The sequence below is a fragment of the Oceanobacter sp. 4_MG-2023 genome (assembly GCF_030689165.1).
In the GTDB taxonomy this organism is placed as follows: domain Bacteria; phylum Pseudomonadota; class Gammaproteobacteria; order Pseudomonadales; family Oceanobacteraceae; genus Oceanobacter.
Map to the genome: position 1 here is coordinate 35,839 of NZ_JAUYVV010000011.1, position 23,826 is coordinate 59,664.

The 23,826-nt window shown below is 54.0% G+C and carries 21 protein-coding genes and 1 tRNA gene; 8 read left to right on the plus strand and 14 right to left on the minus strand.

Features of this window, described 5'->3' with window-relative positions:
- Positions 1-14 precede the first annotated feature (14 nt).
- The 3 genes from Q8W24_RS09695 to Q8W24_RS09705 all read left to right on the plus strand — a co-directional run bounded on the left by Q8W24_RS09695 (position 15) and on the right by Q8W24_RS09705 (position 1,657).
- On the plus strand, positions 15-830 hold the full coding sequence (locus tag Q8W24_RS09695) for a DUF3108 domain-containing protein (protein WP_305415500.1): 816 nt from the start codon (positions 15-17) through the stop codon (positions 828-830).
- A 26-nt stretch (positions 831-856) separates the two neighbouring features.
- Positions 857-1,438, plus strand: a complete 582-nt coding sequence (gene dcd, locus Q8W24_RS09700; RefSeq protein WP_303434048.1) for a dCTP deaminase — start codon at positions 857-859, stop codon at positions 1,436-1,438.
- Positions 1,439-1,581: 143 nt separating this feature from the next.
- Positions 1,582-1,657, plus strand: a tRNA-Asn gene (locus tag Q8W24_RS09705).
- A gap of 280 nt (positions 1,658-1,937) precedes the next feature.
- On the opposite strand, the gene pyrF is transcribed toward Q8W24_RS09705, so the two are convergent.
- The 11 genes from pyrF to gyrA form a co-directional block, all read right to left on the minus strand.
- Entirely contained in the window at positions 1,938-2,672 is a 735-nt protein-coding gene (gene pyrF, locus Q8W24_RS09710) for an orotidine-5'-phosphate decarboxylase (protein ID WP_305415501.1), read from the minus strand.
- Positions 2,669-3,853, minus strand: a complete 1,185-nt coding sequence (locus tag Q8W24_RS09715) for a hypothetical protein (RefSeq protein WP_305415502.1) — start codon at positions 3,851-3,853, stop codon at positions 2,669-2,671. Before Q8W24_RS09715 ends, pyrF begins: the two co-directional genes overlap by 4 nt.
- Before the next feature lie 9 nt (positions 3,854-3,862).
- Entirely contained in the window at positions 3,863-4,147 is a 285-nt protein-coding gene (locus Q8W24_RS09720) for a LapA family protein (protein ID WP_303434051.1), read from the minus strand.
- Positions 4,148-4,170: 23 nt separating this feature from the next.
- Positions 4,171-4,482 carry an integration host factor subunit beta gene (ihfB, locus tag Q8W24_RS09725; protein ID WP_303434052.1) on the minus strand — a complete coding sequence of 104 codons (312 nt, stop codon included), beginning with the start codon at positions 4,480-4,482 and terminating at the stop codon, positions 4,171-4,173.
- A gap of 337 nt (positions 4,483-4,819) precedes the next feature.
- Positions 4,820-6,502 (minus strand): 30S ribosomal protein S1, encoded by a 1,683-nt coding sequence (gene rpsA, locus Q8W24_RS09730; RefSeq protein ID WP_303434053.1) that lies wholly within the window; start codon positions 6,500-6,502, stop codon positions 4,820-4,822.
- Between the two features lie 157 nt (positions 6,503-6,659).
- Positions 6,660-7,376 (minus strand): (d)CMP kinase, encoded by a 717-nt coding sequence (gene cmk, locus Q8W24_RS09735; protein WP_303434054.1) that lies wholly within the window; start codon positions 7,374-7,376, stop codon positions 6,660-6,662.
- On the minus strand, positions 7,369-9,618 hold the full coding sequence (locus Q8W24_RS09740; RefSeq protein WP_305415503.1) for a bifunctional prephenate dehydrogenase/3-phosphoshikimate 1-carboxyvinyltransferase: 2,250 nt from the start codon (positions 9,616-9,618) through the stop codon (positions 7,369-7,371). Before Q8W24_RS09740 ends, cmk begins: the two co-directional genes overlap by 8 nt.
- The gene (gene hisC / locus Q8W24_RS09745; RefSeq protein WP_305415504.1) at positions 9,615-10,727 is read right to left on the minus strand and encodes a histidinol-phosphate transaminase; all 1,113 of its coding nucleotides are present in this window, start codon (positions 10,725-10,727) and stop codon (positions 9,615-9,617) included. The genes Q8W24_RS09740 and hisC overlap by 4 nt, the downstream gene beginning before the upstream one ends.
- A gap of 112 nt (positions 10,728-10,839) precedes the next feature.
- A complete protein-coding gene (gene pheA, locus Q8W24_RS09750; protein ID WP_305415505.1) occupies positions 10,840-11,931 on the minus strand; it encodes a prephenate dehydratase in 1,092 nt (363 codons plus the stop codon).
- A gap of 65 nt (positions 11,932-11,996) precedes the next feature.
- Complete coding sequence (gene serC / locus Q8W24_RS09755) at positions 11,997-13,079, minus strand: 3-phosphoserine/phosphohydroxythreonine transaminase (protein ID WP_303434058.1); 1,083 nt, start codon at positions 13,077-13,079, stop codon at positions 11,997-11,999.
- Between the two features lie 59 nt (positions 13,080-13,138).
- A complete protein-coding gene (gene gyrA / locus Q8W24_RS09760) occupies positions 13,139-15,832 on the minus strand; it encodes a DNA gyrase subunit A (protein ID WP_305415506.1) in 2,694 nt (897 codons plus the stop codon).
- Between the two features lie 470 nt (positions 15,833-16,302).
- Here gyrA and Q8W24_RS09765 point away from each other — a divergent pair, with 470 nt between their 5' ends.
- The 5 genes from Q8W24_RS09765 (at position 16,303) to Q8W24_RS09785 (ending at position 21,106) form a co-directional block, all read left to right on the plus strand.
- Complete coding sequence (locus Q8W24_RS09765) at positions 16,303-17,607, plus strand: TRZ/ATZ family hydrolase (RefSeq protein ID WP_305475186.1); 1,305 nt, start codon at positions 16,303-16,305, stop codon at positions 17,605-17,607.
- A gap of 33 nt (positions 17,608-17,640) precedes the next feature.
- Positions 17,641-18,369, plus strand: coding sequence for a bifunctional 2-polyprenyl-6-hydroxyphenol methylase/3-demethylubiquinol 3-O-methyltransferase UbiG (gene ubiG / locus Q8W24_RS09770; RefSeq protein WP_303434061.1), 729 nt, complete (start codon positions 17,641-17,643; stop codon positions 18,367-18,369).
- Positions 18,366-19,025, plus strand: a complete 660-nt coding sequence (locus tag Q8W24_RS09775) for an HAD family hydrolase (protein WP_305415507.1) — start codon at positions 18,366-18,368, stop codon at positions 19,023-19,025. The genes ubiG and Q8W24_RS09775 overlap by 4 nt, the downstream gene beginning before the upstream one ends.
- 91 nt (positions 19,026-19,116) lie before the next feature.
- Positions 19,117-19,872 (plus strand): YciK family oxidoreductase, encoded by a 756-nt coding sequence (locus tag Q8W24_RS09780; protein WP_303434063.1) that lies wholly within the window; start codon positions 19,117-19,119, stop codon positions 19,870-19,872.
- Positions 19,873-20,182: 310 nt separating this feature from the next.
- A complete protein-coding gene (locus Q8W24_RS09785) occupies positions 20,183-21,106 on the plus strand; it encodes a GGDEF domain-containing protein (RefSeq protein WP_305452381.1) in 924 nt (307 codons plus the stop codon).
- A 12-nt stretch (positions 21,107-21,118) separates the two neighbouring features.
- Here Q8W24_RS09785 and rluB read toward each other — a convergent pair whose 3' ends face one another.
- The 3 genes from rluB to Q8W24_RS09800 are packed head-to-tail and all read right to left on the minus strand — an operon-like array spanning position 21,119 to position 23,824.
- A complete protein-coding gene (gene rluB / locus Q8W24_RS09790) occupies positions 21,119-21,973 on the minus strand; it encodes a 23S rRNA pseudouridine(2605) synthase RluB (RefSeq protein ID WP_303434065.1) in 855 nt (284 codons plus the stop codon).
- Entirely contained in the window at positions 21,970-22,932 is a 963-nt protein-coding gene (scpB, locus tag Q8W24_RS09795) for an SMC-Scp complex subunit ScpB (RefSeq protein WP_305475188.1), read from the minus strand. Before scpB ends, rluB begins: the two co-directional genes overlap by 4 nt.
- Positions 22,925-23,824 carry a ScpA family protein gene (locus Q8W24_RS09800; protein ID WP_370693320.1) on the minus strand — a complete coding sequence of 300 codons (900 nt, stop codon included), beginning with the start codon at positions 23,822-23,824 and terminating at the stop codon, positions 22,925-22,927. The genes scpB and Q8W24_RS09800 overlap by 8 nt, the downstream gene beginning before the upstream one ends.
- Positions 23,825-23,826: the final 2 nt, after the last annotated feature.

Consider the following 23,826-nt stretch of genomic DNA (forward strand, 5'->3'; position numbering starts at 1 on the left):
AGTGAGGATGATCTGTGAGACGAATCAAATACCTGGCCTGTACTCTGCTACTGTCACCCTTATTGGCTTTGGCCAGTAACGGTGACACTCAGCCCCCTACTCTGGACAGCACGGATAGCACCTACCCGTCATCGACGGACGATGTCGGACTGCAACCAGAGCACAACGCGATACCAGACGAGCTGCCAGCAGTACAACACGCCACACTGCAACCCTTCAGGGCACAATATACCAGTCGCTACGAATGGGGGTTTTTCAGTTTCAACATTGATGCTGAGCGCCGTCTGGTACAGCGCCAGGATGAGCTCTGGCAGATGACCTTTGAGGCTGACGCCTCCGCCGCATCGGTGCAGGAGCAGGCGGTTTTTTCACTGCAGGATGGCATTATCCAGCCGCAAAGCTACCATTACCGGGGCTCAGGACTGATCCAGGAAGATGATCAGGAATATCAGTTTGACGCTGCCCGGCAGCGGATTTATTCACCGTTGCAGTCGCGTGAATTTAACGATGTCTGGCAAGACAAGCTGCAAGACAAGCTGACCTATATGCTGCAAGTCAGCCTGGATCTTGCCAGTGGTCAGGATCAACTCAGCTATCAGGTGTTCGAGAAAAACCGGGTACGCAATTATGAATTTGTTATCGTTGCGGAAGAGCCGTTAAAAACCAGAATTGGCGTGCTGGATACCATCAAGATCAAACAAGTCCGTGATGATCAACGAGACATTTATGCCTGGCTGGCGAAAGACAAGGGTTACCTGCTGGTAAAACTGGTGGATCGCAAAAAAGGCAAAATCCAATATCAGATCGACCTGGTCAGTAGCGACCTGTAAATCGACCCAATAATCAGAGAACCGCCATGCGATTAAGTGATGCCGACATTGAACAGCGCCTGAGTGAGGGCAGCATTACTATCGAGCCAGCTCCAGGCCCCGATGCGATTGCTGGCATCAGTGTTGACCTGCGCCTCGACCACCGTTTTCGAGTCTTCAGCAATAACTCTGCCACTCACCTGGATCTTTCCGGTGAACGCGCACAGCTGGAGCGCGATATCGACCATATCATGAGCAAGGAAATCGAAATTGCACATGATCAGTCACTTTATATCCATCCGGGGGAGCTGGTACTCGGAGCAACCATGGAATCTGTCACCATCCCGGACGACTTGGTTGGATGGCTTGATGGTCGCAGCTCACTGGCACGCCTTGGTCTGGTGGTTCACCTGACCGCCGGACGCATCGACCCGGGCTGGGATGGCCAGATCGTTCTGGAGTTTTATAACAATGGCAAATTGCCGCTGGCATTACGACCAGCCATGGTGATTTGTGCCTTGTCGTTCGAGACGCTCAGCAGCCCTGCCAAACGTCCGTATAACAAACGGGTAAACGCCAAATACAAAAACCAGAAAGGTGTGGTTTTCAGCCGTATCGCCAAAGATTAAAGATGGCTTCTGCTGATGCGTCGAATACTTTCTACCGACGCTCCGGCAGAACGCCTAACGCCTTGAATTTTCTCTTGTTTATTTAATTCTTGGCTATTGACACAAACCGCTGGCTCCGTATAATGCGCACCACTTGCTGATGTTCCCCGATAGCTCAGTTGGTAGAGCAGTAGACTGTTAATCTATTGGTCGCTGGTTCAAGTCCAGCTCGGGGAGCCAGGCAAGTAATATGAAGTTCTGCTAATCGCTCTCGCCGATTCCTGCTTCGATTGATCCTATCTGTGTTTTCTTTCTTGCTATATCCAAACAGATCCCGACGATTTGCCGTTGTTGCTTTATAGTGTCATTGATCATGTCGTCATTGATTGTTACGCCAACTCAGCCCCATTCCGCCGCGGGTCTGGTTAAATCTACTGCAGCGCTTGCGCTATCACAGTACTGACAGCGTATTGAATAAGTGCTCATCCATAAGCACTCCCAGCAGCAGACACATCAGCGATCAGGCCAGGCTATCGAGAATTTTCTGACACGCTGCAGCCGGATTCTCCGCCTGGGTAATCGGTCGGCCAATGACCAGATAATCAACCCCTGCAGCCATTGCCTGTTCGGGTGTCATAACGCGTTTTTGATCCTGATTCGTGCTCCAGGATGGACGGATACCCGGCGTTACTGTTTTGAACTCTGCCCCACAATGCTGGCGAATAACCGCGAGCTCATTGGCAGAACACACAACACCGTCCAGCCCGGATGACTGCGCCAGGCTTGCCAGTCGAGCTACCTGCTGCTCCGGTGTCACCGTCAGGCCCAACTCCGCCAGATCAGAGCCATCCATGGAGGTCAGCACCGTTACACCAATCAACAACGGAGGGTTGGAACGCTTGTCCAGTTCATTACGAGCGGCTTCCATCATGCGACGACCACCACTGGCGTGTACATTCACCATCCAGACACCCAGGTCGGCCGCAGCCGCGACAGCCTTGGCGCAGGTATTGGGAATATCGTGAAATTTCAAATCGAGAAACACATCAAATCCAAGCCCATGTAATTGCTCGATGACACTCGGCCCAGCGGCGGTAAACAGCTCTTTACCCACCTTCACCCGACAACTGGCAGGGTCCAGCAATCTGGCGGTTGCCAGTGCGCCCTCCGATGAGGGGTAGTCCAGCGCCACCACGATAGGAGAAGTTACAGCAGCGGAAACAGGTGGAGCAGAACGGAAAGAATCAATAGTCATAGGTCTTCAATAACAACGGAGGAGTGACTGGAAGAGGTGATAGCCTTGAAGCTGGCCCAGTTTTTACAACTTGGGCAGCGCCAATGGAATTCCCGCGCCTTGAAACCACATTGACTGCAGACAAAGCTCGGGTCATCGGTATCGATGCGGTGGAGAATATCATACACCCCATGGGCCTGCGACTCGGTCAAACGCTGCTTGTGGCGCAGCAACAAGCCCAACATCGCCACATACCCGGTATAGGATGGATAACGTTCAAGATCCTCGATAAATCCAGCGATGGCGCTGTCCGCCCCTTCGAGATCGGCCAGGGTTTCGGCACGGGCCACCAGAGCAGGCACGTAATTCAGCTCTTCACCATGACGCTGCAAGTGGGCCAGCAAACCACGGGGATCGCCCAGCTGACGGAACGACTTCACCATCGGTTCCAGCATGGCAATAATGGAGCCAGGATCATGATCCAGCGCTTTCAGATAGCAGCGTACCGCTTCATGGGGTTCGCTTTGCTCAAACGCCATATTCCCCAGCACCACAAAAGCACGGGCACAGCGACTGTCTGATTTGAGTGCGGCGCGGCACAGCTGACGGGTTTCAACATAATTGCCACTACTTGCCACCCGTTCAGCCAATTCACACGCCGCATGTGCCACACGGCGTTGTAACAAAGGGGAAGTGGGTAATTTTTTGGCCTGATTCAGGTCGAGAATTTGTTGCCACTCGCCCTCGCCTTCCAGCAATTCCAGTAAAACCATGGCTGCTTTTTCCTGGATACGGCCACGACTCTCCAGTAATTCCAGCAACAGGCGTTCCGCCCGGTCGTGCAGACCCGCCATGGAAAAATCCATCGCCAGTTCCAGCTCCAGTTCTTGCAGCAGTACGCCCTTCAGGTCAGTCCGGGCAAACAGGGTCTGGTGCAAGTGAATAGCACGTTCGACTTCGCCTTTTTCCCGCAAACTACAGCCGAGACGGAGAAACAATTCAACCGAATCATCATCCAGTGTCTGGGCATTAACAATACGTTTAAGAGTGAGGTCGGTGTTTTGTGCAAGAATAAAATCGATACTGGGAATCCAGTCAACCGGTGTACTTTTGGGGCGAGCCTTACCGGAACGATAGCCCAGTGTCCAGCCGATGCCAGTACCTACCAGCACCAGTATAAACACAATTACGGATTCTATCATGATGCCAGCCTAGGGCAGCCTGCCAGATCGCTTCTCTAATTCATCCAGCGCTTTTTGCAAGCGGCGGATTTTGCGTTTCTTTGATAAGACGGACATCACACCCGCCAGCAGGCCAATAGCACAACCAAGTGCCAACATCAGACCAAACCACAGCGCAACCGGCAGACTGACAGGAGCCCCTACCAGAAAAAACACATCCAGCGACTCGCTGTTACGAGTCGCGAATGTCAGACAATAGAGAAAGATAAGCAGGAATGAGATCAGACTTATGCCGATCCTGATTTTTTGCAGCATGATATTACCTGGCCGACAAGGCCCTAGTGTTCGCCGTCGATACTGTCATTAACCTGGTCGCGCAAGTCTTTACCCGGCTTGAAATGCGGCACAAACTTGCCTTGCAACTCGACCGTTTCGCCAGTTTTGGGATTACGCCCGATCCTCGGTGCACGATAGTGCAACGAGAAGCTGCCAAATCCGCGAATCTCAATCCGCTCACCCGACGACAGGCTCAACGACATATAATCGAGCATCGTTTTAACGGCTAACTCGACATCTTTGGCAGATAACTGCGGCTGACGACTGACGATACGTTCTATCAGTTCAGACTTAGTCACAGTGTTTTCCTCCATGAGGTGACTGCATGACAATAACTGTTGTCAAATCATGCAGTTAGCAGACAACAAATGCAACCGTTCGATGTTTGTTTATGTACTCAAAGATGGGAAAGCCATTTCATCCACGATGTTACCTGAAATATCCAGACAATCCCTATAGCTAATCGACATAAAAGCGCACTGCCAATCAAGGAAAACCTTTCCTGACTGTCTGGAACCATACCGCTTCAAACAATACCGTCTCAAGCAATACCGTCTCAAGCAATACCGAAATAATGCCCTGCTATCAAAACTGGATAACAAGGCATAAAAAAACCCGCCGAAGCGGGTTTTTATTCAGAGCAGCTTGACCTTAGTCTTTCTGGTTCAGCTGTTCTTTGATCAGATCACCAATGGTGGTCGGTCCAGATACTTCAGCATCCGCTTTGGTACGCTGTTCTTTCAGAGCCTGACGATCTTCTGCATTGTCTTTGGCTTTCATAGAGATGCTCAACGCACGGTTTTTACGATCAACCATGGTGATAACACCTTGTACGTCTTCGCCTTCTTTCAGCACAGTACGGGCATCGTCTACTTTGTCACGGCTGATTTCAGAAGCTTTCAGGGAAGCTTCTACGCCTGGAGACAATTCAACAACCGCTGATTTGACATCAACAGAAATGACCTTACCAACAACAACAGCACCTTTATCGTGAACTGCAACAAACTCGGAGAACGGATCGCTTTCCAGCTGTTTCACGCCCAGAGAGATACGCTCACGCTCTGGATCGATAGACAGGATAACGGTTTCCAGTTCATCGCCTTTCTTGTAGTTACGAACGGCTTCTTCGCCCGTGTCGTTCCAGGAGATGTCAGACAGGTGAACCAGACCATCGATACCACCGTCCAGACCGATAAAGATACCGAAGTCAGTGATTGACTTGATCTTGCCGGAGATTTTATCGCCCTTGTTACACTTGGTACCGAATTCTTCCCATGGGTTCATGGTGCACTGCTTGATACCCAGAGAGATACGACGACGTTCTTCGTCGATATCCAGAACCATCACGTCGATCTCATCACCAACCTGAACAACCTTGGATGGGTGAATGTTCTTGTTGGTCCAATCCATTTCGGAAACGTGAACCAAACCTTCAACGCCTTCTTCCAGCTCTGCGAAACAACCGTAGTCAGTCAGGTTGGTGACGCGGGCTTTAACGCGGGCATTTTCAGGGTAACGGTCATTGATGTTGACCCATGGATCATCACCCAGTTGTTTCAGACCCAGGGAAACGCGGTTGCGTTCACGGTCGAATTTCAGGACTTTAACGTCAATTTCGTCACCAACAGCAACGATTTCGCTTGGATGCTTGATGCGCTTCCAGGCCATATCGGTGATGTGCAGCAGGCCGTCAACACCACCCAGATCGACGAATGCGCCGTAATCGGTCAGGTTCTTGACGATACCTTTGACAGACTGACCTTCTTGCAGGTTAGCCAGCAATTCTTCACGTTCCTGGCTGTTGGCAGCTTCCAGAACGGCACGACGAGAAACCACAACGTTGTTACGCTTGGCGTCCAGCTTGATAACCTTGAATTCCAGCTCTTTACCTTCCAGGTGGGCTGTGTCACGTACTGGACGGACATCAACCAGAGAACCTGGCAGGAAGGCACGGATGTTTTTCAGGTCAACAGTGAAACCACCTTTAACCTTACCGTTGATAATACCGGTAACCATTTCTTCAGCTTCAAAGGCTTTCTCAAGCTCTTTCCAGCTTTCAGCACGCTTGGCTTTTTCACGAGACAGCTTAGTTTCACCAAAACCGTCTTCAACCGCTTCCAGGGAAACCTGGGTTTCGTCGCCAATAGCAACTTCCAGTTCACCTTTTTCATTCAGGAACTGGCTGCGGGGAATAACAGCTTCAGATTTCAGACCTGAGTTCACAGTTACCCAGTCGCTGTCGATGTCGACTACGGTACCAGTGACGATAGAACCGGGCTGCATGTCCAGTTCTTTCAAGGATTCTTCAAATAACTCAGCAAAACTTTCGGTCATGAATTAATACCTATATAAAAGCGTATATTCCGATGAAATGGTTGACGGAATAGTGACGCGTTCCAAATGGCCAGACATTTGGGTCAAATCATACAAAAACCCTGGTACGCTTCTGATTCCTTAGAGCAGGGGGCTGGCAAACGTACCGGATTTCATCTCAGACCAGTCCTGCTTTGCGAACAAGATCTGCCACGTGTCCGCACACCTGGTCGATCGTCAGCTCAGTACTGTCAATGGTTATAGCGTCATCGGCAGGCTTCAGCGGAGCAACAGCCCGGTTGCTGTCGCGTTCATCGCGAGCTCGGATGTCTTCGATAAGGGCGGGTAAACTAGCATCAAATCCCTTGTCAAGCAACTGCTCATATCGCCTTCTGCCCCGCTCTTCGGCGCTGGCGGTCAGGAATACTTTAACTTCGGCCAGAGGGAACACCACGGTACCCATATCCCGGCCATCAGCAATCAGGCCCGGGGCCTGACAAAAGTCACGTTGCCGCTGCAACAGGGCATCGCGTACTGCAGGTAAAGCCGCAACCTGAGAGGCCAGGCTGCCAACGTCTTCAGTGCGAATGGTGTCGGTCACGTTTTCGTTTTCCAGAATCACCTGCACTCCAGTGCTGCGTGGTTCAAAACGCACATCCAGCACCGCAGCGACAGCGGCGACAGCGACTTCGTCATCCAGCGCAATCTGTTTGCGGCTGGCGGCCAGACCGGTAATCCGGTACAGCGCACCACTATCCAGCAAATGCCAGCCCAGCTGCTCAGCCAAAAGCGCACAAACGGTGCCTTTACCAGCACCGGAGGGGCCATCAATGGCGATAACCGCAGACGTCGTCGGGACTGCTGCCGGAATTGACGTTGCTCTCGAATCAGTCACCACCCACATCTCCTTGTATTTGCAGCTGTAACCCTGTGCTATTGGCCAGTTCAACATAACCCGGGAAAGAGGTCGCGACGTTGGCGCAGTCATGAATAACAATCGCTGCCTCTGCCCGCAATGAAGCCATTGAGAAACTCATGGCGATACGATGGTCGCCATGGCTTGCGATCACGCCAGCACCAAAGCTGCCTTCAGGGCCAAAACCGGGAATAATTGCACCATCGGCAGTGCCTTGCGCCGCAACGCCGAGGCTATTCAAGCCATCAACCATAGACTGGATACGGTCGCTCTCCTTGACGCGCAATTCCTCTGCTCCCGTCAGGATGGTTTCCCCTTCGGCACAGGCGGCGGCAATAAAGATCGCCGGAAATTCGTCAATCGCCAGCGGCACCTGGTCTTCCGGTATATGGATACCCTTGAGCTGGGCCGAGCGTACCCGGATATCAGCTACCGGTTCACCGCCAACTTCACGCTCATTCATAACCTCGATATTGCCACCCATGGCACGGAGGATATTGATCACGCCAATACGGGTCGGATTGATACCAACATGCTGCAAGGTAATATCGGAACCCGGTGCAATACTGGCTCCCACCATATAAAACGCAGTGGACGAGATATCTGCCGGGACATCAATACTGGTCGCCGTCAATTCACCGCCAGACTGGATCGTCACCGTGCTGCCATCCACCTGCACATCGTAGCCAAAGCCTTTCAGCATGCGTTCGGTATGATCCCGGGTCGGTGCCGGTTCCGTCACTGATGTACTGCCTTCGGCGTACAAACCCGCCAGCAGCACACAGCTCTTGACCTGAGCACTGGCCATGGGCAACACGTAGTGAATACCTTTCAGGGCCTGGTTACCCTTGATTTTTAACGGTGGACGACCGCCTTCTTCGGTTTCCACAATGGCGCCCATTTGTCGTAACGGATCAGCCACTCGCCCCATTGGACGCTTGCTCAAGGATTCATCACCACTCATTTCGACATCAAAAGACTGACCCGCCAACAGACCGGACAACAGCCGGATGGAGGTGCCAGAGTTGCCGACATACAGGGCATTGGCCGGTGCTTTCAAGCCATGCAGGCCAACACCATGAATGGTCACACGACCACGATGCGGGCCTTCAATCACCACACCCATATCCCGGAAGGCTTGCAAGGTTGCCAGGCTGTCTTCACCTTCGAGAAATCCGCTGACTTCTGTAACACCATTGGCCAGCGAACCCAGCATGATGGAGCGATGAGAAATGGATTTGTCGCCAGGTACGCGAAAGGTGCCGGACAAACACTTGGCCGGTTGCACCAGATAGGAAAGAGAACTGGTTTTCATAGGTTCCACAAAGGCCCTGCGGGCAAGTATGTTTGAAAAATGATCCCGTGCAGCCTTGGCACGAGTCAGCACCCCCATCAGGGTCGTGGTGTCATTCTGGACAATGGCCTCACGTAACTGCAGGAGGTCTTTGTTAAACAGGTCCAGGGTTGCCAGCAATTGCTCCCGGTTGGCGGTAAAAATATCCCGCCACATCTCCGGGCTACTGGCAGCGATCCGGGTAAAGTCACGGAAACCACCCGCCGCATAATTGAAGATTTCTTTGTTTTCATGATTGTTGGCCAGGGTATCCACCAACGAATAGGCCAGCAAATGCGGCAGATGGCTGGTCGCGGCCAATACTTCGTCGTGATGATCCACCGACATGATTTCGACGTCGGCTCCCACCGCTTGCCAGGCCTGCATGACCAGTTGCAGTGCGGTGTTGTCGGTATGGGCTTCGGTCGTGATGATCACCTTGTGCCGGCAGTAGAGATGTTCATCCGCCGCGGCCACCCCACTGCGTTCAGAACCGGCAATCGGGTGGCCGAGAATAAAGCGGCCAAACCCGGCCCCGAATACCGCCTTGACATCTGCAGCAACCGACCCCTTGACCGAGCCGACATCGGTAATCACCGCATGCTGCGGCAAGCTCGCACTCAATGCCTGCAGCACCGGACGTACCGATAAAATCGGCACCGATACAATCACCAGATCGGCGTCGGCAACCGCTGCCCCGGGGGAGGTTGCGTAGCGGTCAATAATGCCGGTCTCGCAAGCCAGTTCCATTGAATCGAGGTTGCGATCAAAGCCGACCACCTCGCCTACGCCCCCCTGGGCACGCAGTCCCTTGACCCAGGAGCAACCAATCAGCCCCAGGCCAATTACCGCGACCCGGTGAACAAAGAATCCATTCTCTGTGGTCAAGCCAGCACCTTCGTCAACGCATCAATAAATGTCTGGTTTTCTGCCGTCGTTCCGACCGATACCCGAATGTATCCGGGCATATCGTAGTTGGCGACCGGGCGAATAATCACCCCCATTTGCAGCAACTGTTGATTCACCGTCTGATCATCCTTGCCTGCAGGCAACTTGAAGGTCACAAAATTGGCTACTGACGGAATATAACTCAATCCCAGCGACTCAAACGCGGCAACCAACTGCGCCATACCCTGACGGTTAAGCGCAACACTGTTGGCCAGATAGTCGCTATCTTTCAGCGCTGCGGTGGCAGCAGCCAGTGCAAAGGAATCCACATTGAATGGCGGACGAACCCGGTTCATCAGGTCAGCCACAACCGGGCTGGAAACGCCATAACCGACCCGCAGCGATGCCAGACCATAGGCCTTGGAAAAAGTACGCACGACCAGCAGGTTGGGATACTGTGACAGGTAATCCAGACCGCTGGGGTAGTCTTCAACTTCGGCATATTCGAAATACGCTTCGTCCAGCAAGACCAGCACCCGCTCAGGTACCGCTGCCAGAAAAGCTTCCAGTTCTGCACGGGTACTGTAGGTACCAGTCGGGTTGTTCGGATTGGTGGCAAATACAACCCGTGTACGGTCATTGATCGCCGCCGCCATTGCCATCAGATCATGGCCAAAATTCAGGGCAGGCACTTCGATCACTTCGCCACCAATGGCGCGGGTCACCAGACCGTAAATGGAAAAAGCATGTTGCGACACAACGACGTTATCGCCCTTGTCGACAAAAACCCGCACGGCAAAATCGAGAATATCACTGGAGCCGTTCCCCAGTGTCAGTTGATCCGCGGTCACGCCCAGGCGTTCACACAAGGCAGCCTTGAGGTCAAAACCGGCACCATCCGGGTAACGGGTCAGTTCTGCCAGTTGACCCTGAATGGCGGCAATCACATTCGGGCTGGGGCCAAGCGGATTTTCATTGCTGGCCAGCTTGACAATATTGGCCTCATCCAGCCCATGTTCACGCGCCAGCTCATCAATCGGTTTGCCAGGCTGATAAGGTTTCAGACCGCGCACTCCGGCAACGGCCAACTGCTGAAAATCTACACTCATGATTTGCTCTCATAGCATGGGCCAGACAAGGGAGCCGCACGGCCAGATGTCTAACACTTGTTTAATCAACCCCGTCAATCGATGGACAGACAGGGCTCGGTAACCAGGTCGCTTACAGAACGGCTTTCGGATAAGAACCCAGCCATTTGTAATCCGCCGCAACCTGTTGCAGCTGTTCCAGCACAGTACTGATCACAGCGTCGTCACTGTGGCCTTCAAAATCAATAAAAAAGGCGTAATTCCAGGTGCCGGTACGTGCTGGTCGGGTTTCGATACGCGTCAGGCTGATTCCGGCCTGATGAAATGGCTCCAGCACCTGATACAGGGCACCCGGCTGATTGCGGCTGGACACCATGATCGAGGTTTTGTCTTCACCACTGGACAGGGTTGCCTGACGGCCAACAATCAAGAAGCGCGTGGTATTGTCCGGGCGATCTTCAATATTGGCGCTGCAGACAACCAGCTGATACAGATCAGCAGCAACTTCACCGGCAATCGCCGCACTGCCCGGTTCAAGGCTGGCACGGCGCGCCGCTTCGGCATTGGAACTGAGCGCAATCCGCTCCACGTCCGGATAATGCTGGTCAAGCCAGCGTCGGCATTGCCCCAGTGACTGGGCGTGGGAGTAGATCCGTTCGATCGGTTGGGCCGGGTCTTGCGACATCAGGTGATGATGAATCCGCAGCGATACTTCGCCACAAATCTGCAAGTTTGAATCAAAAAAGCTGTCGAGGGTATGGGTCACCACGCCTTCGGTCGAGTTTTCTACCGGCACCACCCCAAAATTGGCAGCACCGCTTTCCACTTCACGGAACACATCACCAATCGAGACCTGGCTGTGACAGCACACGGCATGGCCAAAATGTTTTACTGCCGCCTGTTGGGTGAAGGTCCCTTCCGGGCCAAGAAACGCCACATTCAATGGCTCTTCCAGAGCCAGACATTGCGACATGATTTCGCGAAACAGGCGCGCCATATTTTCATCCGGCAACGGGCCAGTATTACGCACCATTACATTACGCAGTACCTGTGCTTCCCGCTCAGGACGATAAAAAATCACCGACTCACCCGGCGCTGCGTATTTTTCCTTCACCTCTGCAACCTGCTGGGCACAGCGGGCACGCTGATTGATCAACTCCTGAATTTGCCGATCAATAGAGTCAATCGACTGGCGCAGTTGTTCGAGTTCCTGAGCTTCACTCATGAGTTGCCTTGCTTCGTTAATCTGGAATGGGATCACTGACCCGACAGGCGAGCCAGTGTACAAGCTTAACCGTGGCGACGAGCGAAGTCGGCCATAAAGTCGGTTAATGCAACAACAGCCGCTTCAGAAACGGCATTGTAAATACTGGCACGCATACCACCCACACTGCGATGACCGGCCAGATTCAACAGCCCGGCCGCTTCACTCTGTTGCAGGAACAAGGAGTCCAGATTCGCATCGGCCAGGGTAAAGGGCACATTCATGATCGAGCGATTGGGAAGTGCAACCGGGTTGGCATAAAAGTCATTGGTATCGATAAACTGATACAAATGTGCCGCTTTGCGATGGTTGGCCGCCGCAATGGCCGCAATACCGCCCTGTTCTTTCAGCCATTCAAACACCAGCCCGGCCAAATACCAGCTATACGTTGGTGGTGTGTTGTACATCGAGCCGTTATCGGCACACACGGTGTAGTTGAACATCGTTGGTGTGGTTGCCCGGGCCTTGCCCAGCAAGTCATCACGAATAATGACCACACACAGGCCCGCCGGGCCGATGTTTTTCTGGGCACCGGCGTAGATCATGCCAAAACGGCTGACATCCAGCGTATCAGACAAAATCGCCGATGACAGATCCGCCACCAGAGGAACGTCGCCAGTGTCAGGAATATAATCAAACGCCACACCACCAATCGTCTCATTCGGACAGTAATGGACATAGTCGGCGTCGGCGTTGAAGGCCAATTCTGATGGTGCCGGCGCCGAGGTAAACTTATTGTCTTCGGTCGAGGCAATCACCCGGACATCCGCAAAACGCTTGCCTTCTGCCAGCGCTTTTTTTGACCATTGGCCGGTCACGATCTGATCGACCTTGCCGCTGCCGTTGGCCAGGTTTAATGGCACCATCGCAAACTGGCTACTGGCGCCACCTTGCATAAACAACACTTTATAGTTGTCAGGAATGGCCATCAGGTCACGCAGGTCTTGTTCGGCTTTTTTGGCCACGGCAACAAAATCAGCGCTGCGGTGGCTCATTTCCATGATCGACAAGCCCTTGCCATGCCAGTCTGCCAGTTCCAGACCCGCCCGCTCCAGTACCGCACTCGGCAATGCCGCCGGGCCAGCACAAAAATTAAACACTCGGTTCATCAGATTGATTGCTCTGTATTGCAGGCGCCGGAGCGCCCCGTCCAGACGAACGCAGCTTGTTATTCTGCGTCGTCACCGTTGTCGTCGGTATTGCTGTCAGAATTGTCTTCAACACCGGCTTCTTGATCGCTTTGATCACTATGATCGGCCGTATCGCCGGCGTCATCAGCGTTCGCCAATACCGCCAACAGGGCTTCATCATCTTCCGGATCACAGATCCGTTCCAGCCCGACCAGCTTTTCTTTCTCACTGACACGAATCAGGGTCACACCCTGGGTGTTACGACCCAACAGTGATACTTCGTTGACATGGGTACGCACCAGCGTGCCCTGATCGCTGATCAGCATCACTTCATCACCGTCGAACACTTGCACGGCTCCCACCATACGGCCGTTACGATCGTTGGTGACCATGGCAATCACACCTTGTGTGCCGCGCCCCTTGGTCGGGAACTCCGTCACTTCCGTGCGTTTGCCAAAACCACGCTCTGAAGCGGTGAGAATCGCACCGTTTTCTTCCGGAATGATCAGTGCAATAACGCTCTGCTCCTGACCCAGTGTGATGCCTCGCACCCCACGGGCTGTACGTCCCATCGGCCGTACTCCGCCTTTGCCTTCGCTGTCCTGGCCTTCATAAAAACGCACCGCTTTACCGGCATCAGACAGCAGCATGATATCGCGCGAGCCATCGGTAATGGCCACACCAACCAGATGATCACCGTCATCCAGCTCACAGGCGATCAAACCGCTGGAGCGTGGACGGGAAAACTGGTCGAGCGAGGTTTTCTTCACCGTGCCGCGAGCGGTGGCCATAAAGACAAAGTTGTCTTCACGGTACTCGACCACGGGCAGAATGGCGGTAATACGTTCACCTTCATCCAGTGCCAGTACATTGACAATCGGACGGCCTTTGGCATTACGGCTGGCTTGCGGAATATTGTACACCGTCAGCCAGTACACCTTGCCCGCATCGGTAAAACACAACACGGTATCGTGACTGTTCACCACTAACAGGTGTTCGATGAAGTCCTCATCTTTTACTGACGTGGCAGAACGCCCTTTACCACCGCGCTTTTGGGCCTGATAGGCATCGATCGGCTGGGTCTTGGCGTAACCGCTGTGGGACAGCGTCAGCACCAGATCCTCTTCCGGAATCAGGTCAGCCATGCTCAGGTCGCGCTTCACCGCCATGATTTCGGTCTTGCGCTCATCGCCATACTCTGCCCGAATGGCTTCCAGCTCTTCCCGGATCACTGTCATCAAGCGATCGGCACTACCAAGAATCTCCAGATATTCGGCGATTTCTTCCAGTTTTTGCTGGTACTCTTCGATCAGTTTTTCATGTTCCAGGCCGGTCAGTTTTTGCAGTCGCAGATCCAGAATGGCTTGTGCCTGGGCCGGCGACAAATGGTACTTGCCATCCCGGAAGCCAAATTCTTCCGGCAGGTCATCCGGGCGACAGGCGTCTTCACCGGCTCGCTCCAGCATGTCCAGGACATCGCCCGGATGCCAGGCGGTAACGATCAGTTTTTCCTTCGCTTCGGCAGCGTTGGTGGATTCCTTGATCAACTGGATCACCGGATCAATATTCGCCAGTGCCAGTGCCAGACCTTCCAGCAAGTGGCCGCGCTCCCGGGCCTTGCGCAGATCAAAAATGGTGCGACGGGTAACGACTTCACGACGGTGCTTGACGAAAGCTTCCAGCAGCTGCTTCAGGTTCAGCGTGCGGGGCTGGCCTTCGACCAGTGCCACAACGTTGATGCCGAACACGCCTTGTAACTGGGTCTGGGCGAACAGGTTATTGAGCACGACTTCGGGCATTTCACCACGACGCAGCTCTATCACAATCCGCATACCGTCCTTGTCGGACTCATCACGCAGTTCGGTAATGCCTTCCAGTTTTTTTTCCTTGACCAGCTCGGCAATTTTTTCAATCAAGCGGGCCTTGTTCACCTGATAAGGAATCTCGGTGAACACAATACTGACCTTGCTGTTCTTTTCGTCGGTTTCAAAATGGTGGCGAGCACGCAGATAAATGCGACCTCGACCGGTGCGATAGGCTTCAATAATGCCATCACGACCATTAATAAAGGCGCCCGTCGGGAAATCCGGCCCCGGGATGTATTCCATCAGGGCGTCGATATCGAGATCCGGGTTGTCGATCAGCGCCAGACAACCGGTCAATACTTCGGTCAGGTTATGCGGCGGAATATTGGTTGCCATACCCACGGCGATACCGGAGGAACCATTCACCAGCAAATTGGGCACACGGGTCGGCAATACTGCCGGAATCTGCTCGGTACCGTCGTAGTTGGGCACCCAGTCGACGGTTTCCTTTTCGATATCACCCAGCATGTCGTGGCTGATTTTATCCATGCGGATTTCGGTATAACGCATGGCTGCGGCCGAGTCGCCGTCGACCGAGCCAAAGTTACCCTGGCCATCCACCAGCGTGTAACGCATGGAAAAATCCTGCGCCATACGCACAATAGTGTCGTAAACAGCAGAGTCACCGTGCGGGTGATATTTACCAATGACATCACCAACCACCCGAGCGGATTTTTTGTATGGCTTGTTCCAGTCGTTGTTCAGTACGTTCATCGCATGCAAAACACGACGATGCACCGGTTTGAGACCATCCCGAACATCGGGCAATGCTCGCCCGACAATTACGCTCATGGCGTAATCAAGGTACGATTGTTGCAATTCATCTTCGATGTTAATCGGGAGAACTTCTTTGGCTAACTCACCCATAGACTATTAAGATCCGTGCTGTATCGCTTGGCCACATACCGTGGCGATGGCATTCACTTGACTGTATTGATTAACAGAACAACCGCCGGAGCAGGCAGCAATCACAACCGCTACCCATTCGTACCGCTGCCCTGGCTGCAGACAACAGACTGGTTCAGAACCAGCGTTATTTTGCAGCGCAAAACAAAGCGCGCATCATACCATAAAAGCCCCGATAACCTAATACACTCCCTGCCAGAAGCGTCTCAGAACAACCACAAGCCCAGCATTAACAAAATACCCGGCAACGAACATCTTTTCGGGCAAAAGCGCCCCATTGCCCTTGACGGCCGCCCAAACCGCACTTTTGGATTCCAATCTTGCGGACTCTGCAAGTCTGCGGTCGCGAACACTCCGGGCGGTGGATATAATCGTCTTCGTGCCCGCCACCGTTGACGGCGATCTACTCTCTTTTTACATGAGGATTATTCATGACTGCAGACCTCCGCCTCAACGCTCGCTGGCTGGTGCCAATGGATGGTAATCAACCGATCATCGAACACGCTTCGGTTTTTGTAACAAACGGCCGTATTGAAGCCATTGAGTCGTCAGAATCTGAGCGTGACGCCCGGCAAACCATCGAATTGCCCCACCATGCACTGCTGCCCGGCTATATCAATGCCCATGGTCATGCCGCGATGTCGCTGTTCCGGGGAATGGCGGATGATTTACCCTTGATGACCTGGCTGCAGCAGCATATCTGGCCTGCCGAGACCCAATGGGTGAACAGTGACTTTGTCCGCCAGGGTACCGAACTGGCAATGGCGGAAATGATTCGTTCCGGCACCACCACCTTTGCCGATATGTACTTTTATCCGCAGGATGCCATTGCGGCCTCGCTGACCGTCGGCATGCGCCACGTTAACCTGATGCCGGTTCTGGATTTTCCTACCAACTACGCCAGCAACGCCGATGACTATCTACAGAAAGCCCTGGCAGTCCATACCCAGTGCCAACAGCACGACCTGCTGACATTGGGACTCGGACCTCATGCCCCCTACACCGTCTCCGATGCTCCTTTGCGCCAGGTACGCGCCATGGCTGATGAGCTGCAGCTACCGGTACAGATCCATTTGCATGAAACCGCCTTTGAGGTGCAAGACAGCCTGGAAAAATACGGCAAGCGCCCTATCGAACGCCTGTTCGATCTGGGCTTTCTGGTCCCTGGCGTCAGCTGTGTCCATATGACCCAGATCAACGACCAGGACCTCGAACTTATGCGCCAGAGCGGTGCCAGCGTCGTCCACTGTCCGGAATCCAATCTGAAACTTGCCAGTGGCTTTTGCCCCACGGCTCGGCTGTTACAGGCCGGTATTCCGCTCGGACTGGGCACCGATGGTGCCGCCAGCAACAACGACCTGAACCTGCAGGCCGAAATGAAAACCGCTGCCATGCTGGCCAAGGCCGTCGCCGCCGATGCCGCCGCCGTACCGGCCTTGCAAGCCTTGCATATGGCCACGCTGGGCAGTGCCCAGGCATTGGGCATCGACCAGCACACCGGTTCGATTGAAGTTGGCAAATGGGCTGATTTACAAGCAGTTGACCTGTCACAGCTATCACAGCAACCACTGTATGATCCAATATCCCAGCTGGTTTACACCGACAGCAGTCGTTATACCAGCCATGTCTGGGTGGCTGGCCAGGCGCTGTTGCATAACGCCGAGTTTACCCACATAGATATCGACCAGCTGACCGCCACTGCGCGCCAGTGGTCACAACGTATTCGTCCGAATTAACCCAAGACCTCGACGGGACAACAGGAAACAATGATGACCGAACACAGTACAGCAAACGTCGACCACGCCGAAGTCGCCAAATTTGAAGCCCTGGCCAGCCGCTGGTGGGACCCGGAAAGCGAATTCAAACCCCTGCACGATATCAACCCATTACGCTGCAACTACATCGACCAGGCTGCCGAACTGGCTGGCAAACAGGTTCTGGACGTTGGCTGTGGTGGTGGTTTGCTCAGCGAAGCCATGGCCCAGCGCGGTGCCACGGTTACCGGTATCGATATGGGTGAAGCGCCGCTGAATATCGCCCGTTTGCACGCCCTCGAATCCGGCGTCAAAATTGATTACCAGCACATTGCCGTTGAAGCACTGGCCGAACAGCAACCGGCCAGTTTCGACGTCGTCACCTGCCTCGAAATGCTTGAGCACGTACCCGACCCGGCTTCCATCATCCGTGCGTGTGCCACCCTGGTAAAACCTGGCGGCCATGTGTTTTTCTCTACCTTGAATCGCAACCCCAAAGCTTATGGCATGGCGATTATCGGAGCGGAATACCTGTTAAAAATGCTACCGGCCGGTACCCACGACTACACCAAATTCATCAAGCCCAGTGAGCTGACACGCTGGTGCCGCCAGGCTGATTTGCAAGCGACCCATATTACCGGCATGACCTATAACCCGCTGTTCAAAAGCTACAAACTGAACGACCAGGATGTCAGCGTCAATTACCTGATGACCACCATCCGGCCAGCACAGGACGACGTATGAGCCAGCCGCATCCACACGCCATCCTGTTCGACCTGGATGGCACCCTGCTCGACAGTGCCCCCGACTTTTTTGGTGTTGTCAATTCGCTGCGACAAGAACAGGGCAAGCCCCCACTGGACCATAAAACCATTCGCCAGCAAGTCAGTAATGGCGGTGCGGCACTGACCGAAATCACCTGGGAAATAAGCCGGGATCACCCGGAATTCAGTGACTACCGCGAGCAGTTGCTCAACCGTTATGGTGACTACCTTGCCACGGCCAGCGCCTTGTTTCCCGGCTTCCGGGCCGTACTCGATGAATTGCAACTGCTAGGGGTGCAATGGGGCATTGTCACCAACAAACCACGCCGTTTTGCTGTTCCCTTGCTGGAAAAGCTGGCCATTAGCGCACCGGTACTGGTCTGTGCCGACGATGTTCGTATCGCCAAACCAGACCCGGAAAGCCTGCTGCTGGCCGCAGCCCAGCTGGAACTGCAACCGGAGGCCTGCTGGTATGTGGGCGACCATCTGCGCGATATTCAAGCCGGCAAGGCTGCCGGTATGCGCACCATTGCCGCCCTGTTTGGTTATATAGAAGACCACGATGACCCGCAGCGCTGGCAAGCCGATAACAGTATTCATACCGCGGATGAACTGATCACCTTGCTCGGCCGCTAGCCGCCACCCTGTTGATCAGCACCACCAGGGCGGCGTATCGGTTGATCCAGGCCATCCCCCTGACCCGAACCACCAGACCAAGGATTTTCGCATGACCGCAACACAAGCCCTGCAAGGGCGTACTATTCTGATCACCGGCGCTGGCTACGGAATTGGCCGCGAAGCAGCCCTGACTTATGCCCGGGCCGGAGCCACCGTTTTATTGTTGGGACGTACCCAGGAAGCCCTGAACGATACCTACGACCTGATTGAAGCCGAGCAATTGCCACAAGCCGCCGTTATGCCGTTTGATCTGGAAACCAGCGACGAAGAACCTTACCGTCAGTTGGCCGAGATGATCGAAACCCACTTTGGGCATCTGGATGGCTTGCTGTTGAATGCCGGTGTGCTCGGCCAGCGTACCCCCATCGACAACTACCATGCCGACACCTGGATGAAGGTGATGCAAATTAACCTCAACAGCCAGTTTTTACTGATCAAGCAGCTGCTGCCATTGCTGCACAAGGCACCCGCCGATGCCGCCATTCTGTTTACCAGCAGTAGCGTTGGCCGTGTTGGTCGCGCTTATTGGGGAGCCTATTCGGTATCCAAATGCGCTACCGAAGGGCTGATGCAGGTACTCGCACAAGAGCTGGAAAACACCAGCAATATCCGCGTCAATGCCATCAACCCGGGAGCGACCCGCACCACCATGCGGGCAGCCGCTTATCCGGTTGAAAACCCCGCCGATGTAACTCCTCCCAGTGATATTATGCCGTTGTACCTGCATTTGATGAGCCCGGCATCCACCGGTATTCATGGCCAGAGCCTGGACGCCCAGGGCGAACACGCATTTCGCCCGGAATAGACCACTAGCGGACTCAGGCTGAATGAGATGTCTGGCCGGGGTGTTCTCCGGTCAGACACTCTTGCTCCGATTCCCTCGCCATTCTCTCCGCTCTCTATATCCACGCCACGTCAACAACTGACAATAAATTGACTTGCTGCGTCAAAAATATGTTCTTTTTAATGACACCAACCAAGAGTATTTTTCAGCAAAGCCGATGCTATAAAGACAAGTTATTGAGTTATATAGTATTTTATCAACACCAGAGTTCAGGCATTAACTTTGCTTATGAACTATAATCTGGTCATAAAACAACAAGAGGCAAGATGGGGTGAACCGATCACAACGCAGTAACCCGCCTGGGCCGAACGACGCCACCGTTATTGATGACCCCATTCGACCCGAAACCCTGCTTCATCTCGCCCTGCAACTCCAGAGCACGCTGGAACTGCGACTGCTGATTGAACTCTTCTTCCAGAATATCCAGAACACTATCCCTATTGATGGCATCAGCTATCGCTCGTATGACCTGCCTATGGCGGTCTGCCTCGGGCGGGTTGGCCCACACCGGGTCAATCACTCCCTGAATCTTCATGATGATGACCTGGGCGAACTGATTTTTTTTCGCGCCACCCCCCTGTATGACCACGAACAATCCTGCTTGCACGTACTGCTTGGGGTTTTACGCCATCCTCTGCGTAATGCCTTGCTGTATCAGAAAGTACGGGATGCCTCGTTTCGTGACCCCTTGACCGGAGCTGGTAACCGGATTGCCATGGAACAGACGCTGGAGCGGGAAATTGAACTGAGCCATCGCCATAACCAGCAACTGTCGCTCTTGATGCTCGATATGGATAACTTCAAGGCGATTAACGACCAGTATGGCCACAACAGTGGCGATGAAGTACTACAAAGCGCGGTACAAGCCATTACCGACTGTATGCGCCAGACGGACCTGTGCTTTCGTTTTGGAGGGGAAGAGTTTCTGGTATTACTCAGCAATGCCCATCAGAGCGATGCCATGATTGTTGCCAACCGGATTCGCGAGACCATCAGCCAACGGCGTATTTCATCATATGGGGTCAATATCGCTGCCACCGCCAGTATTGGCTGTGCCAGCCTGAGGGCATCTGACAGTCGCCGCAGTCTGATTCATCGTGCCGACCAGGCGCTGTACAGCGCCAAGCATCAGGGACGCAACCGGGTGGTGGGTGAGCAAGCATTGCCAGAATCCTGCGCCACGCCACCGGATTAATACCAGAACGGATCAGGCTTCGGGGTTACGCCGCTTGGGACGTGGGCCAACCTGCTGACGTATTTTTTGACGCTTTTGCTGGCGCTGGAATTGTTCTTTTTCTTTCCCGACCAACCGACGCACGCGTTTACGCTCCAGGCTGACCGAGTCTGACAGGTCATTCAGCTCACGCTGGCCCAGCTCAACCCAGGTACCGACCGGAATATTGGATGGCAGAAAAATACAGCCATAACGCACCCGTTTAAGACGACTGACTTCAATTCCCTGGCTTTCCCACAAGCGCCGCACTTCGCGGTTACGACCTTCCATCACCACCACGTGATACCACTTGTTCTGGCCTTCGCCATCGAAGTATTTCACATCGGCAAACTTGGCCATGCCGTCATCCAGCAAGACGCCTTCTTTCAGCCGGGTAATCATCGCCTCATCCACATCACCCCGAACCCGCACCGCGTACTCACGATCGACACCGGTCGATGGATGCATCAACCGGTTGGCCAGTTCACCATCGGTGGTGAACAGCAGCAAACCACTGGTATTGATATCCAGACGGCCAACATTGATCCAGCGTTCGCCTTTGGTTTTGGGCAAGTGATCAAAAACCGTCGGGCGCTTCTCCGGGTCGGTACGGCTGCACACTTCGCCCACCGGCTTGTTATAAGCCAGCACGCGGCGATCCCGGCCAATATCATCCAGCTTGAGCGGGCGACCATCGAGGCGCACATCATCATACTTATCGGCGCGATCACCCAACACGGCGGTTTTGCCATTCAGGCCCACACGGCCTTCAGCAATCCAGCGTTCGGCTTCACGACGGGAGCTGGCAATGGCACTGACGGCCAGGATTTTTTGTATACGTTCTTTCATGACGGTTTATCTTGTTTACGGGCATCCTCTGCATCATCTTCCGATGCCGCTGAGTCTGCAGGTGTCTGGGAAGCGTCCCGCTGTGCTGGTTGTTGCAGCCGGTCGATCAAATCGTCAAGCTGCTTCCGGGCGGGGACGCCCTCTGTATTGCTACCTTTGGTGATCTTGTTATTGCTGCCTGAGTCATGCTCATTACGGGCCAGCAAATTCTGTTCAACTCGGGCGACCAGTGCATCGGCCTCGGCCAAGTCATCGGCGGTGGCATCCAGAACATCGGCACCACGCCGAGCGACGTCTTCGTCGCGGGTAAATGTATAATCTTCATCGGGACGGCGCCTGGCGTCGGCATTCTCACCCAACGCCTGCTTGCGATTGTCCTCATCCAGCTCCCGGATAGCCATCAGAGAGGGTAGTTGATCAAGGCTACTGAGGCCAAAATAATCGAGAAATTCTGCCGTGGTGGCGAACAGCGCTGGCCGCCCCGGTACATCACGATGACCGACCACCTTGATCCATTCACGCTCCAGCAAGGTCTTGATAATACCGGAACTGACCACCACGCCACGTACATCTTCAATATCACCTCGGGTCACTGGTTGTCGATAGGCGATCAGCACCAGGGTTTCCAGTAAAGCCCGGGTATAACGCGGTGGCCGCTCCTGCCATAACCGGCTGACCCAGGGCATGGTGTGCTGACGCACCTGCAATCGATAGCCACTGGCGACCTTGACCAGTTCAATACCTCGCCCCTGCAGCTGCTGATCCAGCAACTCAAGGGCAGCGCGCAGTTCTGAATTAAGCGGTTTCTGCGACTCGTCAAACAGGCTGGCCATACGCTCCAGCGACATCGGTGCGGCATGAACCAGCATCGCAGCTTCCAATACAGCAGCCAGCTGCTCTGCTGTCAGGCCATGGCGAACCAGTGACTGATTGCGGTGATGACGGTCAGGATTATTCATCGTCAGTGTACTCTCCGCTTGCGGGCTTCATCCGCACATGGATCGGACCAAATGGCTGCTGTTGCACCAGCTCGATCAGTTTTTCTTTTACCAGTTCCAGCACCGCCAGAAAGGTCACAACAACCCCCAGACGACCTTCCGTCGGATCAAACAGCTGCAGGAACGGGCTGAATTCATCGCCATCCAGTCGCTCCAGTACCTGGCTCATACGCTCCCGGGTTGATAGCTGCTCACGTTGTACTTCGTGATGTTCGGTACGGTCAGCCCGCCGCAGAATATCGGCATAGGCCAGCATCAGCTCCCGCATGTCAACATCCGGGTGCATACGGGTCACTGTCGGCTGCTCGATACGAAGGCTGGCCTGTTGCCAGTCCCGCTCCATACGCGGCAGGGCATCCAGGTCTTCAGCGGCCGTCTTGAAACGCTCATATTCCTGCAAGCGGCGGATCAGCTCGGCGCGAGGGTCTTCTTCTTCATCACTGCCGTCACTGTGACGAGGCAACAGCATGCGGCTTTTGATTTCTGCCAGCATGGCGGCCATGACCAGATACTCCCCCGCCAGCTCCAGCTGCATTTCTTGCATCACATCAATGTAGCGCAGGTACTGATCAACAATATCAGCCACGTTGACGTCGAGAATATCCAGGTTCTGTTTGCGAATCAGGTACAGCAGCAGATCCAGTGGCCCTTCAAATTGCTCCAGAATCACCTCCAGCGCATCGGGAGGTATGTACAAATCCAGCGGCAACTGGGTCAGGGGCTGCCCTTGTACCAAAGCAAAGGATATCGCTGGCGGCGTCGACTCAAGAGATTCGGTCACTTCAGTGACATCCACAGCGGCAACGGAGGTATTGCCGGGTGCTGGGGCGGCGTTATTCTGCGCGTGTGTCACAG